This is a genomic window from Ensifer sp. ENS02 (genome assembly GCF_014851885.1).
GTDB classification, from domain to species: domain Bacteria; phylum Pseudomonadota; class Alphaproteobacteria; order Rhizobiales; family Rhizobiaceae; genus Ensifer; species Ensifer adhaerens.
In genome coordinates, this window is the sequence record NZ_JACVAO010000001.1 from 877,132 (window position 1) to 890,803 (window position 13,672).

At 62.1% G+C, this 13,672-nt stretch carries 15 protein-coding genes and 1 riboswitch; of the genes, 7 read left to right on the top strand and 8 right to left on the bottom strand.

What is annotated here, in order from left to right; genetic code table 11:
- Positions 1-46: 46 nt before the first annotated feature.
- Together IB262_RS04385 and IB262_RS04390 are read left to right on the top strand one after the other, a co-directional pair.
- Complete coding sequence (locus tag IB262_RS04385) at positions 47-1,552, top strand: ATP-binding protein (protein WP_192493397.1); 1,506 nt, start codon at positions 47-49, stop codon at positions 1,550-1,552.
- Positions 1,553-1,563: 11 nt separating this feature from the next.
- Positions 1,564-1,992, top strand: coding sequence for a response regulator (locus tag IB262_RS04390; protein ID WP_143556334.1), 429 nt, complete (start codon positions 1,564-1,566; stop codon positions 1,990-1,992).
- Positions 1,993-2,133: 141 nt separating this feature from the next.
- Here the strand turns inward: IB262_RS04390 and gcvP are convergent, their stop codons facing one another.
- Genes gcvP through gcvT form a run of 3 tightly spaced genes read right to left on the bottom strand, consistent with a single transcriptional unit; the run spans position 2,134 to position 6,516 of the window.
- Positions 2,134-4,998 carry an aminomethyl-transferring glycine dehydrogenase gene (gene gcvP, locus IB262_RS04395; RefSeq protein WP_192493398.1) on the bottom strand — a complete coding sequence of 955 codons (2,865 nt, stop codon included), beginning with the start codon at positions 4,996-4,998 and terminating at the stop codon, positions 2,134-2,136.
- Positions 4,998-5,360 (bottom strand): glycine cleavage system protein GcvH, encoded by a 363-nt coding sequence (gene gcvH / locus IB262_RS04400; RefSeq protein ID WP_034794310.1) that lies wholly within the window; start codon positions 5,358-5,360, stop codon positions 4,998-5,000. The genes gcvP and gcvH overlap by 1 nt, the downstream gene beginning before the upstream one ends.
- Before the next feature lie 16 nt (positions 5,361-5,376).
- Entirely contained in the window at positions 5,377-6,516 is a 1,140-nt protein-coding gene (gene gcvT / locus IB262_RS04405; RefSeq protein WP_192493399.1) for a glycine cleavage system aminomethyltransferase GcvT, read from the bottom strand.
- 140 nt (positions 6,517-6,656) lie between these two features.
- Positions 6,657-6,744, bottom strand: a riboswitch (glycine riboswitch).
- A 162-nt stretch (positions 6,745-6,906) separates the two neighbouring features.
- Between gcvT and IB262_RS04410 the strand changes: the two genes are divergently transcribed.
- Positions 6,907-7,296 carry a hypothetical protein gene (locus tag IB262_RS04410; protein WP_192493400.1) on the top strand — a complete coding sequence of 130 codons (390 nt, stop codon included), beginning with the start codon at positions 6,907-6,909 and terminating at the stop codon, positions 7,294-7,296.
- Positions 7,297-7,391: 95 nt separating this feature from the next.
- Positions 7,392-8,378, top strand: coding sequence for a DUF1775 domain-containing protein (locus tag IB262_RS04415; protein WP_112976726.1), 987 nt, complete (start codon positions 7,392-7,394; stop codon positions 8,376-8,378).
- A gap of 22 nt (positions 8,379-8,400) precedes the next feature.
- Here IB262_RS04415 and IB262_RS04420 read toward each other — a convergent pair whose 3' ends face one another.
- Positions 8,401-8,757, bottom strand: coding sequence for a hypothetical protein (locus IB262_RS04420; RefSeq protein WP_034794298.1), 357 nt, complete (start codon positions 8,755-8,757; stop codon positions 8,401-8,403).
- Positions 8,758-8,956: 199 nt separating this feature from the next.
- Here IB262_RS04420 and IB262_RS04425 point away from each other — a divergent pair, with 199 nt between their 5' ends.
- Complete coding sequence (locus tag IB262_RS04425) at positions 8,957-9,385, top strand: nuclear transport factor 2 family protein (RefSeq protein WP_112976725.1); 429 nt, start codon at positions 8,957-8,959, stop codon at positions 9,383-9,385.
- Here IB262_RS04425 and IB262_RS04430 read toward each other — a convergent pair.
- Both IB262_RS04430 and IB262_RS04435 read right to left on the bottom strand, forming a co-directional pair.
- Positions 9,382-9,696, bottom strand: a complete 315-nt coding sequence (locus IB262_RS04430) for a chaperone modulator CbpM (protein WP_060520771.1) — start codon at positions 9,694-9,696, stop codon at positions 9,382-9,384. The two genes, IB262_RS04425 and IB262_RS04430, sit on opposite strands and share 4 nt — an antisense overlap.
- A 3-nt stretch (positions 9,697-9,699) precedes the next feature.
- Positions 9,700-10,614, bottom strand: a complete 915-nt coding sequence (locus IB262_RS04435) for a J domain-containing protein (RefSeq protein WP_060585138.1) — start codon at positions 10,612-10,614, stop codon at positions 9,700-9,702.
- 227 nt (positions 10,615-10,841) lie between these two features.
- Between IB262_RS04435 and IB262_RS04440 the strand changes: the two genes are divergently transcribed.
- Together IB262_RS04440 and IB262_RS36450 are read left to right on the top strand one after the other, a co-directional pair.
- Positions 10,842-11,084, top strand: a complete 243-nt coding sequence (locus tag IB262_RS04440; RefSeq protein ID WP_060520773.1) for a hypothetical protein — start codon at positions 10,842-10,844, stop codon at positions 11,082-11,084.
- A 193-nt stretch (positions 11,085-11,277) separates the two neighbouring features.
- Positions 11,278-11,403: a hypothetical protein gene (locus IB262_RS36450; RefSeq protein ID WP_255380881.1), complete on the top strand. Its 126-nt coding sequence runs from the start codon at positions 11,278-11,280 to the stop codon at positions 11,401-11,403.
- 91 nt (positions 11,404-11,494) lie between these two features.
- On the opposite strand, the gene IB262_RS04445 is transcribed toward IB262_RS36450, so the two are convergent.
- Together IB262_RS04445 and IB262_RS04450 are read right to left on the bottom strand one after the other, a co-directional pair.
- On the bottom strand, positions 11,495-13,168 hold the full coding sequence (locus IB262_RS04445; RefSeq protein ID WP_060585144.1) for an SbmA/BacA-like family transporter: 1,674 nt from the start codon (positions 13,166-13,168) through the stop codon (positions 11,495-11,497).
- A gap of 25 nt (positions 13,169-13,193) precedes the next feature.
- A partial coding sequence (locus IB262_RS04450) for a glucoamylase family protein (RefSeq protein WP_281435713.1) occupies positions 13,194-13,672 on the bottom strand: 479 nt, incomplete at its 5' end.

Consider the following 13,672-nt stretch of genomic DNA (forward strand, 5'->3'; position numbering starts at 1 on the left):
GCCTTTTTTCTGCTGAGATACACATCTATGGAATAGGGAGAGGGACATGGCGGCGTTGAACGAAGATCTCGTCTTCAAGGCGCTCTACGAAACGTTTCCCGATCCCGTGATCATCATCGACGCCGAGCGGATCATCCGTTCCGCGAACAATGCAGCACTTCGCCAGTTCGGTTATCCGTCCGCGGAGTTCATCGACAGATCCGTGCGCCTGATCTACGCGACCGATGCGGAATATGCCAAGCGCCTGCAGAACCGGGCGGCGCGCGTGGACGAAACCGCCCCCCGGACTTCGAACTATCTTTATATCAGGCGTGACGGCTCGACATTTTCCGGGCATCTGCGCACCACGCCCCTGATCAACGACCAAGGCGAGGAACTGGCGCTTATCGGTATCATCAGAGACGTTTCGGACCTGACCGAAGCGGTGAGCGAACGGCAGAAGGCTTCCGAGATGCTGAATGCAGCCCTCGAAGCAATGCCTGAAGGCTTTGCCATCTTCGACAGGGAGGAACGGCTGGTCGTCTATAACAGGGCCTATCAGGCGATCTGCGGGCCTGCCGGTCCGGCACTCAAGCCCGGCATCACCGCCGAGGAAATCCTGCTCTTGGCGCGCCAGGGCGGTCACTACCCGGACGCCTTGCCGGGCACGCGCGAAGGCAACGAATGGATCGCCTCGCGTCTGCGCGATTTCCGCTATCCGGACGGAAAGCCGAAGATCCACCGCTATGCCGACGACCGCTGGCTGAGGGTTGAGAACATCAAGGCCAAGGATGGCAACACGGTCGTCGCGCGTGTCGATGTCACGGATCTGAAGCGCGCCGAGCTCGCGCTCGAGCGGCAACGGCAGGAACTGGAACACAAGAACGAGGCGCTCGATCAGTTCACCGCCACCGTCTCCCACGATCTCAAGGCGCCGCTTCGGCACATCTCGATGTTCTCCGAGATGATCGAAGACGACCTCAAGGCAGGCAATCAGACCGAACTTGCGGAAAATGCCCGGCACCTGCGCGACAGCGTCCAGCGGATGAACCGCGTGGTCGACAGCCTGCTCGACTATGCGCAGATCGCGCATCGCATCACCGACTGGACCCAGGTGCGGCTGAGCGACGTCGTCTCGGAGACGCTGACGATTCTCGCCGGTGACGCAAACGACGCAAACGCAACCTTCGAGGTAGGCCCACTGCCGGAACTGGAAGGGGATCCCGAGCTGCTGCGCCGCCTGGTCCAGAACCTCGTCGGCAATGCAATCAAGTACCGGCACGCCGACCGCCCCCCGGTCATCCGCATCCACGGCAGCGTTTTGCACCAAACGGTGGAACTGGTCGTAGAGGACAACGGCATCGGCATCGATCCGCGGTTTGCGACGCGCATCTTCGAAGTGTTCCAGCGGCTGCACAAGGATGAGACGGTCTATGGCGGCACGGGAATCGGCTTGTCGCTCGCCAAACGCATCGCCGAAAGCCATGGCGGTTCGATCTGCCTTGACACGAGCTTCCGAGAAGGCGCACGTTTCGTCGTGTTGCTTCCGAGGTGGCTGAGGAAGGCGAAGTAGGGCGGAACAAGGTGACCTCGACGCCAAAGCGATTGCTCTTGGTGGAAGACGACGCGCACGATGCGCGTTTCGTGATGCGCGCCTTTGCCCAGATCGACAAATCGATCGAACTCGTCCTGGTGACCGACGCGGACGAGGCCGTGGAACAGCTCTCCAGCGGGCACTTCGACTACGTGCTGATGGATATCAAGCTGCCCGGCAGCGATGGGATCGAGCTCCTAAGGCGCGTGCGCAAGAGCCGTGCCACTGCGCTCATCCCGATCATCGTGCTGACGTCCTCGATCAATCCGGCCGACGTGCTTCACTGCTACGGTGCCGGCGCCAATGCCTATGCGGCAAAGCCGTCTTCGGTCATCGAATATCGTCGCTTCGCCGAAGCGTTCATTCGCTTCTGGGTCGAAAGCACAATCCTGCCACCGGGCATGAGCGCGCGCCGATAGGCCAGCTGTCTTCACGCGATCGGTATTGCACGCCACTTTTTTGGGGGAATGGGGTCGAGCGCACAGGCGCGCATCCGTCCGGGCGCGGCCACGCCGGAGAAAACAACCGGCGGAGCATTGCTGCTCCGCCGGTCGATGTCGTTACTCTGCGGCTTCCGCGTAGCTTTCGAGCGGCGGGCAGGTGCAGACGAGGTTGCGGTCACCGAAGACGTTGTCGACACGATTGACCGGCGACCAGTACTTGTCGACCCGGAAGGCGCCCGGCGGGTAGCAGGCCTGCTCACGCGAATAGGGCCGATCCCATTCGCCGACCAGGTCTTCGACCGTGTGCGGAGCGTTCTTCAGCGGGTTATTGGTCTTGTCCATGCGACCTTCCTCGATCGCACGGGCTTCCTCGCGGATGGCAAGCATTGCCTCGCAGAATCGGTCGATCTCGGCCTTGGTTTCCGATTCGGTCGGCTCGATCATCAGAGTTCCGGCAACCGGCCAGCTCATGGTCGGGGCGTGAAAACCGCAGTCGATCAGGCGCTTGGCGACGTCGTCAACGGTGACGCCGGCGCTTTCGACCAGCGGACGGGTGTCGATGATGCACTCATGCGCGACACGGCCCTTCGACGACTTGTAGAGCACCTCGTAGGCGCCCTTGAGCCTTGCTGCAATGTAGTTGGCGTTGAGGATCGCCACCTTCGTCGCCTGGGTCAGGCCTTCGCCGCCCATCATCAGGCAGTAGCTCCAGGAGATCGGCAGGATCGAGGCCGAACCGAAGGGAGCAGCCGAAACCGCGCCGTCCTGGCCGTCCGTTTCCGGGTGGCCGGGCAGGTATGGCGCCAAATGCGCCTTGACGCCGATCGGGCCCATGCCGGGACCGCCGCCGCCATGCGGAATGCAGAAGGTCTTGTGCAGATTGAGATGGCTGACGTCGGAACCGATGTCGCCGGGGCGGGCAAGGCCGACCATGGCGTTCATGTTGGCGCCGTCCATGTAGACCTGGCCACCGTGCTTGTGCACGATCTCGCAGACCTCACGCACGTTCTCCTCGAACACGCCGTGCGTCGAGGGGTAAGTGATCATGCAGCACGAGAGATTTTCGGCATACTGCTCGGCTTTCGCACGGAAATCATCCATGTCGATGTCGCCGTTTTCGCTGACCTTGATGACGACCACCTTCATGCCGGCCATCTGGGCCGACGCAGGGTTGGTGCCGTGCGCCGAGGTCGGGATCAGGCAGACGTCGCGATGGGCGTTGCCCTGCGCAAGGTGGTATGCACGGATCGTCAGGAGACCTGCATATTCGCCCTGTGCACCGGAGTTCGGCTGCATGGAGATCGCGTCATAGCCGGTGACGGCGCAGAGCTTCTCCGACAGGTCCTCGATCATGTGCTGGTAGCCAGCCGCCTGATCCTTCGGCACGAAGGGATGGATCTCCGAGAATTCCGGCCAGGTGATCGGCAGCATCTCGGCGGTCGCGTTCAGCTTCATCGTGCACGAGCCGAGCGGGATCATCGCCCGATCGAGCGCCAGGTCGCGGTCCGACAGACGGCGGATGTAGCGCGTCATCTCGCTTTCGGCGCGGTTCATGTGGAAGATCGGGTGCATCAGGTATTCGCTGGTGCGCAGCAGCGGCTGCGGCAGGCGGTAACCCGGCTCGAACTCTTCCACCTTGAAGTCGCCACCGAAGGCGCGCCAGACGGCTTCGAGCGTGACGGGGCGCGAGCGCTCGTCGAGGCTGATGCCGATCTTGGTCTCGCCGATCTTGCGCAGGTTCACTTCCTCGGCGACTGCGGTCTTGAGGATGATGCCCTGCAGCTTGCCGACTTCGACGGTGATCGTGTCGAAAAACACATCGGGCTCGACCGTGTAGCCGAGCTTTTCGAGGCCCATGGCGAGACGAACGGTCTTCTGGTGAACGCTCTGGGCGATCGCCTTGATGCCCTTCGGTCCATGGAAGACGGCGTACATCGAGGCCATGACGGCGAGCAGAACCTGCGCGGTGCAGATGTTCGACGTCGCCTTTTCGCGGCGGATGTGCTGTTCGCGGGTCTGCAGCGACAGGCGATAGGCGCGGTTGCCGCGCGCGTCGACCGAGACGCCGACGAGGCGGCCGGGCATCGAGCGCTTGTGTGCATCCTTGACGGCCATATAGGCCGCATGCGGACCCCCATAGCCGACCGGAACGCCGAAGCGCTGGGTGCAGCCGATGGCGATATCGGCGCCCATTTCGCCAGGCGACTTCAGAAGCGCCAGCGCCAGCGGATCGGCGGCAACGGTCGCGATAGCGCCAGTCTGGTGCAGGCGGGCAATCAGGCCGGTGAAGTCGTTCACATGGCCGTAGGTGCCCGGATACTGGAAGATCGCGCCGAAGACGTCGACCGGATCGAGATCGGCGAAGGGATTGCCGATGACGATCTGCCAGCCGAGCGGCTCGGCGCGGGTCTTCAGAAGCGCGATCGTCTGCGGATGGCAATTTTCGTCGACGAAGAAGGACTTGGCCTTCGACTTCGAAACGCGCTCGGCCATCGCCATCGCTTCAGCGGCTGCGGTCGCTTCATCGAGAAGCGACGCGTTGGCAACGTCGAGGCCAGTCAGGTCGCAGACCATGGTCTGGTAGTTGAGCAGCGCTTCGAGGCGGCCCTGGCTGATTTCCGGCTGGTAGGGCGTATAGGCCGTGTACCAGGCCGGGTTTTCCAGGATGTTGCGCTGGATGACCGGCGGCGTGATCGTGCCGTAGTAGCCCTGGCCGATCAGCGACACGAGCTTCTGGTTGCGGTTGGCCGTTTCGCGCATCTTGTCGAGCGCCTCGCGCTCGGTCATCGGCGCGCCCCAGGCAAGCGGCGTTTTCTGGCGGATCGACGGCGGCACGGTGTCGTCGATCAGCGCATCGAGCGTCGGGTAACCGACGACCTTCAGCATCTCGTCCATTTCGGCCGGCGACGGGCCGATATGACGCCGATTGGCGAAATCATACGGCTTGTAGTCCGTAAACGTGAAATCCTTGGGCATGCTCATCAGGCGACGAGCTCCTTGTAGGCCGCTTCCTCGAGGAGGGCATCGGCATCGCTGGGGTTGGCAAGCTTCAGCTTGAAGAACCAGGCAGCGCCCTGCGGGTCGCTGTTGACGAGCGACGGGTCGTCGACGATCGCCTGGTTCACTTCGACGATTTCGCCGTCAAGCGGACAATAGACGTCGGAAGCTGCCTTGACGGATTCGACGGTGGCGGCGCTATCGCCCTTGGCAAAGTTCGAGCCGGTTTCCGGCAGTTCAACGAAGACGAGATCGCCGAGCTGGCCGGCGGCATGCTCGGTGATGCCGACGGTTGCGACACCAGCTTCGATTTTCAGCCACTCGTGTTCCTCAGTGAACTTCAACATGTGCGCTCTCTCCTGATCAGCGTTTGTAGGTTTGTTTGACGAAGGGAAGGGCGGCGACCGCCACCGGCAGGTACTTGCCGCGCACTTCCGCAAAAAGGGTGGTGCCGTTCTCGATATGGCCGGCATCGACATAGCCCATGGCGACCGGGCCATCGACCGAGGGGCCGAAGCCACCCGAGGTCACCTGGCCGACCGGGGTCTTGCCCTCGGCATCGGCAAAGAGGTTAGCGCCGCCACGAACCGGCGCGCGTCCCTCGGGCTTCAGGCCGACGCGGCGGCGCGAGGCGCCAGCGGCGAACTGGCCGAGGATACGATCGGCACCGGGGAAACCACCTTCGCGGGCGCCACCGGCGCGGCGCGCCTTCTGCAGTGCCCATTCGAGCGCCCCTTCGACCGGGGTAGTGGTGGTGTCGATGTCGTTGCCATAGAGACAAAGACCGGCTTCAAGACGCAGCGAATCGCGGGCGCCAAGGCCGATCGGCTTCACATCGGGATGTTCGAGCAGGCGCTGGGTGACATCGACGGCGGAGGCAACGGGAATGGAGATCTCGAAACCGTCTTCGCCGGTATAGCCCGAGCGGGAAATGATGCAGGTGACGTCATGCAGGTCGGCTTCGGCGACGTCCATGAAGCGCATGGCGGAGACATCAGCCCAGAGTTCGCCGAGCACGGCTTCGGCGTGCGGGCCCTGAAGCGCGATCAGCGCGCGATCGTCGAGCATCGTCACGTCGCAGGTATCGGAGAGACCGGCCTTCAGGAGCTCGAAGTCGGCGTCCTTGCGGGCGGCGTTGACGACGAGGAAGAGATGGTCGCCGCGGTTGGTGATCATCAGGTCGTCGAGGATGCCGCCTTCGGCATTGGTGAAGAGGCCATAACGCTGGCGGCCCTCGGCAAGGCCGAGCACATCGACCGGCACCAGCTTTTCGAGCGCCAGGGCCGCGTCCTCGATCTTGCCGGACTTCGGCCGAACGATGACCTGGCCCATATGCGATACATCGAAGAGACCGGCAGCAACACGGGTGTGCTGGTGTTCCTTCATCACGCCATCGGGGTACTGCACCGGCATGTCGTAACCGGCAAAGGGTACCATGCGGGCGCCCAGCGAAAGGTGCAGCGCATGCAGCGGCGTCTGTTTCAAATGAGGATTGTTTTCCAAATCCGGCCTCCAGGTCTGGCGCTCCCGCGCCGGCTCACACTTCCGGCGTCAATCGCCGTCGATTCGAGCCCCCTCTGTCCCTTTGCCTGAGATTGTTATCCCTTCGGCGAGCGTAAAACGCTTCTCTCCAGAGTCCTACCGGCACCTTGCTGGTCCTTTGGCCTGAGAGTTTCCGGGGCGGTTGCTCCTTCGGCACCGGAGTGAACCGGCTTCTCCCAACAAGATCGTCTCCAGATAACGGCGAAGGCCAGAGCTTGGCAAGGGGGCGGTGTCGCGCCGAAACACATTTTTGTCGCATGACCAAAAGACGCAGCCGGGCAGGGTGCGGCAATTCTGCCTTTGCATTCTTCTCCGGTTGAGGATAACCCAAGACAGATACCGGGGATAACCATGACAGGGCGCGACGGAAAATTCGGGATAGCAGTGCGGCTGATCGCCGTCTTTGCGCTCGTTTTCCTGACCTTTGCCCACAAGCCGCTCAGCGCCAAGAGCCTGAGCCCGGCCGAAATTTCCGCCTATCAATTGCCTGACGGAACGATCGCCGAAATCTGCTTCGGCATGGATGGCGTCGACCACGAAAGCGGCAAGGGCAAGGCGATGGCCCCGGTCTGCGAGGCCTGCCGTCTTTCGGGCTCTATCCTGCTGCCGGCTCCGCCAACCGAGAGCGTTCGCGCCGAAACGGGCGCGTGGCAGGTTTCGGCAGCTGTCGCTGAATACGCGACACCCCATCAGCATCTGCGGTTGCTGCCGCCTTCGCGCGGGCCTCCGGCGCGTTCGTAATTCTCCTCTCGCATCCCAATACAATTTGCCGCGTTCAAGCGGCTTGGACCACCGGACATCGGGCAAAGCCCGGCGCGTGGTCAGGAGATTACGACATGACAAAGACCAGGATCGTTTTGCTTTCGCTCGGCCTTACCCTTGCCGCAAGCGGCATCGCCCACGCCCATGCCACCTTCGAGAAAGACACGGCGCCGGTGGAGACCACCTTCAAGGCGGTGCTGCAGGTTCCGCATGGCTGCGACGGCAAGCCGACGACGGAAGTACAGATCAAGCTGCCGGAAGGCTTCGTCTTCGCCCAACCGCAGCCGAAGCCCGGCTGGGAAATCGAGATCATCAAGGGCGATTACCAGAAGACCTATGACAATCACGGCAAGAAGGTCTCGTCCGGCCCACTGGAGATCCGGTGGAAGGGCGGCAATCTTCCCAACGAATACTACGACACCTTTGTCGTGCGCGGCAAAGTCTCGGGCTTCGACAAGGAGACAGTGCTGGCCTTCCCGACCACACAGCTTTGCGGCACCGAAGGCAAGGTCGTCTGGGACCAGGTGGCTGCCGAGGGCCAGAACGCACATGACCTGAAAAGCCCGGCACCGACCGTAACGGTGACGATGGCCGATGCTGCCGATCCGCACGCCGGCCATGGCGGACATATGGCTGCGGCCGGCGGCTCGGCGAAGGTCGGCGATCTCGATATCTTTGGTGGCTCGGTGAAGGCCATGCTGCCGGGCGCCAAGGTCGGCGGCGGCTTCCTGACGATCAAGAACGGTGGGGCAGGTGAAGACCGGCTCGTTGCTGTCGAGAGCCCTGCGGCCGCGCGTGTCGAGATCCACGAGATGAAGATGGAAAACGACGTGATGCGGATGCGCAAGCTCGACGACGGCGTGGCATTGCCGGCCGGCGAAACGGTGGAGCTCAAGGCCGGCGGCCTGCACCTGATGTTCATGGAAGTGAAGACGCCCTTCAAGGAAGGCGATACGGTTCCCGTCACGCTCGTCTTCGAAAAGGCCGGCAAGGTCGATGCGACGTTCCCGGTCGGCTCGGCCAAGGGCGGTGAGGCAGCCGGCGGCCAAAAGCATCATTGACCCGAGAAATCGCGATACCGCCTCAGGCGGCGTCGCTTTCATCCTCTTGGCCGGCGGGTTCATCCTGCCGGCCTTCGTTTTCCTGCTTCTCGGAACCGCCGTCGTCATCGCGCATGAATTCGAGATACCGGCGCAGGGCTTCGGCTTCCGAGCGCTCCGGCAGACGGCCGTCGGCCGTGGCCAGCATGAAGGAGAGGGGCAGGGCGCCTTTGGTCTTCGGGATCGAGACCGGCGTCAACTTGGGCTCTTCGGTGCGCCGCGCTGAGAGCAACGTGATCGCTTCATCGGTCGGACCGTCGCCACGCACACGTGCAGACGGCTTCAGCGCTTCTGCCGCATAAGCCGCCGTCGTTGCGGATACTGTGACGACCTGTGTCACGTTTTCTCTGCCTTCCCGTTAGCAATTCATTCTTGTCGCTCAGTTTCACCTGAAGGCGGGTAAAAACTGGTGGTTGCATTTTAGGAAAACTCTAACGATGGTCACTGCGACCGGTGCGAAGCGGGCCGGAACACCACTAATACTTGCGCGATCACTAAAGTTAAAACACACTCGTTCTAATAGAAACGGGGAGGCTGTCATGACTGAGCGAAGCATGCTGGAATTCAGGGTGCGGGCCCTTTATCTCGCCCGCGATGTCAACGACCTCGACACCATGATGGCGCAACTCGATCCGGACTTCAGCTTCCGCATCGTGGGAAGCGGCAGGCTCGGCACGATGGCACTGGCCGTCAACACGCCGGAAACAGTGCGCGACAGTTTCACGACGCTCGTCAAGAACTGGGACCTGAGCGAGATGGAGATGGTCGGCTGCTATGCCGATGGCGATACCGTCATCGTCCACCGCGCCGGCTTTGTTCGCTTCATCCCGTCGCAGACCCGCGAGCGAACCGAGATCATCGACAAGTTCACGTTCCGGGACGATCGGATCGTCGACCTTACGGAGTTCGTCGATACCCTGTTTGTCGCCGAAACGATCGGGCTGCTGAACGAGCCGGCCGTTGCCTAATCCTCCTCGGCGCTCGACAAGATGAGCTTTTGAACCGCCGGCTCCTGGGAGCGAATGGCGTTCATCAACACCGCTAGGCGACCCCGTAGGCTGTGGACCTGGTCGAGCAGTTGCATGGCCACGTCGACGCCGTTGTCATTGACCCCCATGGGGCCCGTCAGATCCTGGATCAGACGCGCGCGCGCAAGGTCGGCATCCTCGAACAGCCAGCCGGCGTCAGCCTCCTGGGGCATCAGCCAGCGCTGCTCGACCCAGATGCGCAGAACCTTGACCTCGATATCGAGATGTTCGCAAAATTCACGGTCGTTCATAGGTCATCCTCCCATGCCCTTGCGCGGATCTTCCGTCTTGCCGGCGGCCCAGCCTTCGACGAAGGCGGAAAGCGCCGGGTCGGGGGCCTGCGGCAGCACGATCTTCAGGCTGACATAGGCATCGCCATGGCCACCGCCGGGCTTGTGCAGTCCCTTGCCCTTCAGCCGCAGCGTCTTGCCCGTGTTGGTGTGCGGAGCGATCGAAACGTTCACGGCACCATCGATCGTCGGAACGCGGATCTTGCCGCCGAGCACGGCCTCGCTCAGCGATATCGGCACCTCGTAGCGCACGTCGTCACCATCCGTGGCAAAGAGCGGATGCGGGCGGACGCGAATATCGATCAGCGCGTCGCCGGCCGGTGCGCCGTCGCGACCCGGTTCTCCCTTGCCGCGCAGCCTCAGCGTCTGGCCATCGCGCGTGCCGGGCGGAATGGTCAGGTCGAGCGCCGGTCCGCCGCCGGGGAGGGTGATCTGGGTCTTGGTGCCGTTGGCCGCGTCGAGAAATGCGATCTCCATCGAGAAATGGGTATCGCGACCGCGCTGGCGCTGCTGCTGCCCGCCCGCGCGCCGTGAAAAGAAGCTCGAAAAGATATCGTCCGCTTCAGCAAAATCAGAAAAGCCATGCGCGCTTTCGTAACGTGCCCCCGCATCGCCTGATTGGGCATAGTCGCGGTAGTAGTGCCGGGGCGGCGTTTCCGCTCCGGTCTCGTCGATCTCTCCGCGATCGTATTTTCCGCGTTTGTCTTCGTCTCCAAGCAAGGAATAGGCCGCTGAAACCGCCTTGAAGCGGTCCTCCGCGCCCTTGTCTCCCGGATTGAGATCCGGGTGCAGCTTCTTGGCAAGCTTGCGATAGGCGCTCTGGATGTCCTTTTGCGTCGCGTCGCGGCTGACACCGAGCGTTTCGTATGGGCTCGTCATGCGATCTCCTTTGGGCGAGCGCGGATCGACCACGTTCCCCGAGCCTTGCCGGGCCGGCGCGTGCGTCTTCAATCGCTCGCCTAAAAGCATAGAGCAGATTTGCGCCCGCGACAGGGGCGAGACGCCGCGCGAACTCCACCATTTCGCGAATGAGAGCTGTCTGCTACAATCCGCCGCGCAAATGCACGCTTAAGGGGCGTAGCGCCCCGAAGCTTCGGGAGGTCGAAATGTCCGTCCGCCTGCAACTCGCGATCATGGTCGGCCTGATGATCAACGCCATCCTGTTCGCCATCGGGATCCTGATCGTTCTGTCGGTACCGGCCCTCACGGCCAACGCCAAATATGCGATCCCGATCGTGGTCGTCAGCTGTTTCCTCGTCACGCCGTTCATCGCCTGGATCATGGCGCCGCGACTTCGGCTGCAGTACTGGAGAGAGCGCGAACAGACCAACCGGCAGCGCCCGATCTAGGCGACCTATTCATCCATTGTTGACCGTGTCCGGATTGCCGCCCCATAGCGGGCGGCAATCGTTGAAGATTGCATCTTCAACGATCATAGATTTTGTTATACCACCATTTCAGTACTTGTTTTCTAACCGGCTCCGCCTCAGATTCTCCCAAGTCTCAAGGACATAGCCGGCATGCAGGCCAGAAGGGGACTTCATGAGAACGATCGTATTGTTGCTTGCGCTCACCACGCTGGCCGCCTGTTCACAAACCTACAATGGTCCGCCGCGGGTCGTCGGCGGTGATGGCGACTACTACCAGGGCATCGTCGCGCCGCGGTAAGTGCCGGCGTCAGAATCGGTCATCGGGCGATCGCTCAGGCGGGGCATGCCGGTCAGGTCTCGGCCTTGACTGCGTGCCGGGATGGGGCTGATCAAGTCCGATCGGCTTTCCACGTCCAGCTGCCATCCTCCCGGCAATCCAGGAAGGCGCCGTAAAGGTCGCGTGTATCGCCTTCCTCGCCGTTGTTGATGCAGGTGATCGAACTCTGGCGGAGAAGGCGCAGGGTGTTGCGCAAGGCCTCACGACCAAGCGTTGCCTCGATCCGGTCGAGAAACACATACCGTGGCCTGGCGAGAAGCACCTTGGCGAGGGCCAGGAGCTGCTGGTCGCCCAAGGACATATCCCGATCCTGTTCCTTCTCCAGCCCCTCGGCACCATCGGCGAGCCCATCGAGACCGAGGCTGCGCAAGACATTGAGCACCTGGCTATCGGAGATGCCTTCGGAACTTCCAGGCGGCAGAAGATATTGCCGAAGAGGACCCGGCGGCAGATAGGGTCGTTGCGGCAGAAACATCAGACTTTCCGGGCGCTCGATCCGCCCGGTGCCGGCGGTCGGAATTCCCGCGGTGGCCCGGAAGAGCGCAGCCCCCGCGGCCGCATGCGGCCCTGAGATCAGCACAGGCGTTCCCATTGGGATCGACAGCGACAGATCGCGAAGCAATGGGTGGGTGACTGCCGATCCCAGCGTTACCTGGTCAAAGGCCAGATCGCCGTCTTGCTTCACCAGTTCGATGCTCGAGACGCTGCTTTTTCGGCTTTCCTCGATCGCCTCCAGCAAGGCGCTCAGTCGAGAAACGACGACGGCGAAATTCGAGATCGAGTTGAACTGCCTGACGATCAGCGAGAATGCGCCGACAAGCATGGCGAAGGCTGCACCTGATTGGGTAATCACCCCAAACTCGATTTCGCCGCGCATGAAAGCCGGAGCGATGATCAAATCCGGGATGATCTGGATCATCCAGTTGTAGCCGCTGGTAAAAAAGGCCAGGTTGCGATTGACGGCGGTAATCGTCAAGATGTTGACGACCAAGGCATCGAGGCGATCTAGCAATCGCGTCTTCTGCTGCCCCTCGACGCTGGTCACCATCACCGCTTCTGCGTTTTCGCGCAGGTGCATGAGGCTCGACCTCAAGTTCGCCTCCCTGTCGAGCCGCTCATAGTTCAGGCCGATCAGCGGCCGACCGAGCACGATCGTCATATACGAGCCGCAGGCGGCATAGAAAACAGCGACGACAAAGAGCAGCGGGCTGATCGACCAGAGCACGCCTGAGAACGTCACCACCGTCAGCGTGCTGCTGAACAGCATGATGATGTAGGAAAGCGTGGTGACGGTGAACGCCTGGATGTCCTCCGATATCCGCTGGTCCGGATTGCTTAGCGTCCCCGAGACTTCCACGCGATAATAGGTCTCCTCCTCCAAATAGAGATCGACGGCGCGTCTCGTCATGAATTCACGCCACAGCAGCGCCAGCCGTTCTTCGACAAAACGTGCGATAACACCGGTGACGGTGAGAACGGCAAAGACGCAGACGTAGAAAACCGCTTGCCGAATGAACTCGTTCATCTGGCGCTCGGCGATCGCCGTCATAAAGTTTCGGCCGACGTAGTTGTTGACGACGTTGAGGCCGTTCAGACCGAAAAGCAGCGCAATAAGCCCGGCAAACATCAACTTGGCACGGCCTCCGACCTCGGAGGTCAGCAGCATCCGGACAGCCCGTGCGAAGCGAAGTGCGGTTGTTCTGATCGGCACTGGCTGGCTGTCCATCAGAGTACCTTTGTTGCTTTGGCCGTCAGAGCCAGCCGCCGGAGAAGCCTGCCCGTCGCAATCCTACCACCATCGGCTCGCAGCGGCGCATGATGTTCCACAGCAGGCCGGTCCTGTAGTTCTCGATCATCAGCACCACGGGGCCTTGGTCGATGCCGAAATGATAGGGGCTGACCCACCAGCCGGATTCGGTTCCTTCCGCCGGAAAGCTGCGGTTGAAGGAGGGCCTGAAGCCGTAAAGCCTGGTCATGCCGAGATTCATACGGGCACAATTCCAGACCGTCGGAATGACGATTTCCGGCGCGAAGGGCAGGGAGGCGACGACTGCCCAGGGCGACACGGTCCCATCGTCAGGACCGAAGGGGGCGCCGCGGGCGATGTAGTCGAAGAACTCCCGCTCGACACCGTTCACCGTGCGCTTGGTCCAGCCGGGACCGTCGCTTGCGGTGAAGCCCCAGCAATGCTCGCCGTAGCCGACGAAATTCAGCGGGTTGCGGATGGCAT

Excerpts from the sequence above, each read along its gene's own strand:
- IB262_RS04385 (WP_192493397.1), top strand. The coding sequence starts at position 47 with ATGGCGGCGTTGAACGAAGATCTCGTCTTCAAGGCGCTCTACGAAACG.
- gcvP (WP_192493398.1), bottom strand. The coding sequence starts at position 4,998 with ATGAGCATGCCCAAGGATTTCACGTTTACGGACTACAAGCCGTATGAT.
- gcvH (WP_034794310.1), bottom strand. The coding sequence starts at position 5,360 with ATGTTGAAGTTCACTGAGGAACACGAGTGGCTGAAAATCGAAGCTGGT.
- IB262_RS04410 (WP_192493400.1), top strand. The coding sequence starts at position 6,907 with ATGACAGGGCGCGACGGAAAATTCGGGATAGCAGTGCGGCTGATCGCC.
- IB262_RS04415 (WP_112976726.1), top strand. The coding sequence starts at position 7,392 with ATGACAAAGACCAGGATCGTTTTGCTTTCGCTCGGCCTTACCCTTGCC.
- IB262_RS04425 (WP_112976725.1), top strand. The coding sequence starts at position 8,957 with ATGACTGAGCGAAGCATGCTGGAATTCAGGGTGCGGGCCCTTTATCTC.
- IB262_RS04430 (WP_060520771.1), bottom strand. The coding sequence starts at position 9,696 with ATGAACGACCGTGAATTTTGCGAACATCTCGATATCGAGGTCAAGGTT.
- IB262_RS04435 (WP_060585138.1), bottom strand. The coding sequence starts at position 10,614 with ATGACGAGCCCATACGAAACGCTCGGTGTCAGCCGCGACGCGACGCAA.
- IB262_RS04440 (WP_060520773.1), top strand. The coding sequence starts at position 10,842 with ATGTCCGTCCGCCTGCAACTCGCGATCATGGTCGGCCTGATGATCAAC.
- IB262_RS36450 (WP_255380881.1), top strand. The coding sequence starts at position 11,278 with ATGAGAACGATCGTATTGTTGCTTGCGCTCACCACGCTGGCCGCCTGT.
- IB262_RS04445 (WP_060585144.1), bottom strand. The coding sequence starts at position 13,168 with ATGGACAGCCAGCCAGTGCCGATCAGAACAACCGCACTTCGCTTCGCA.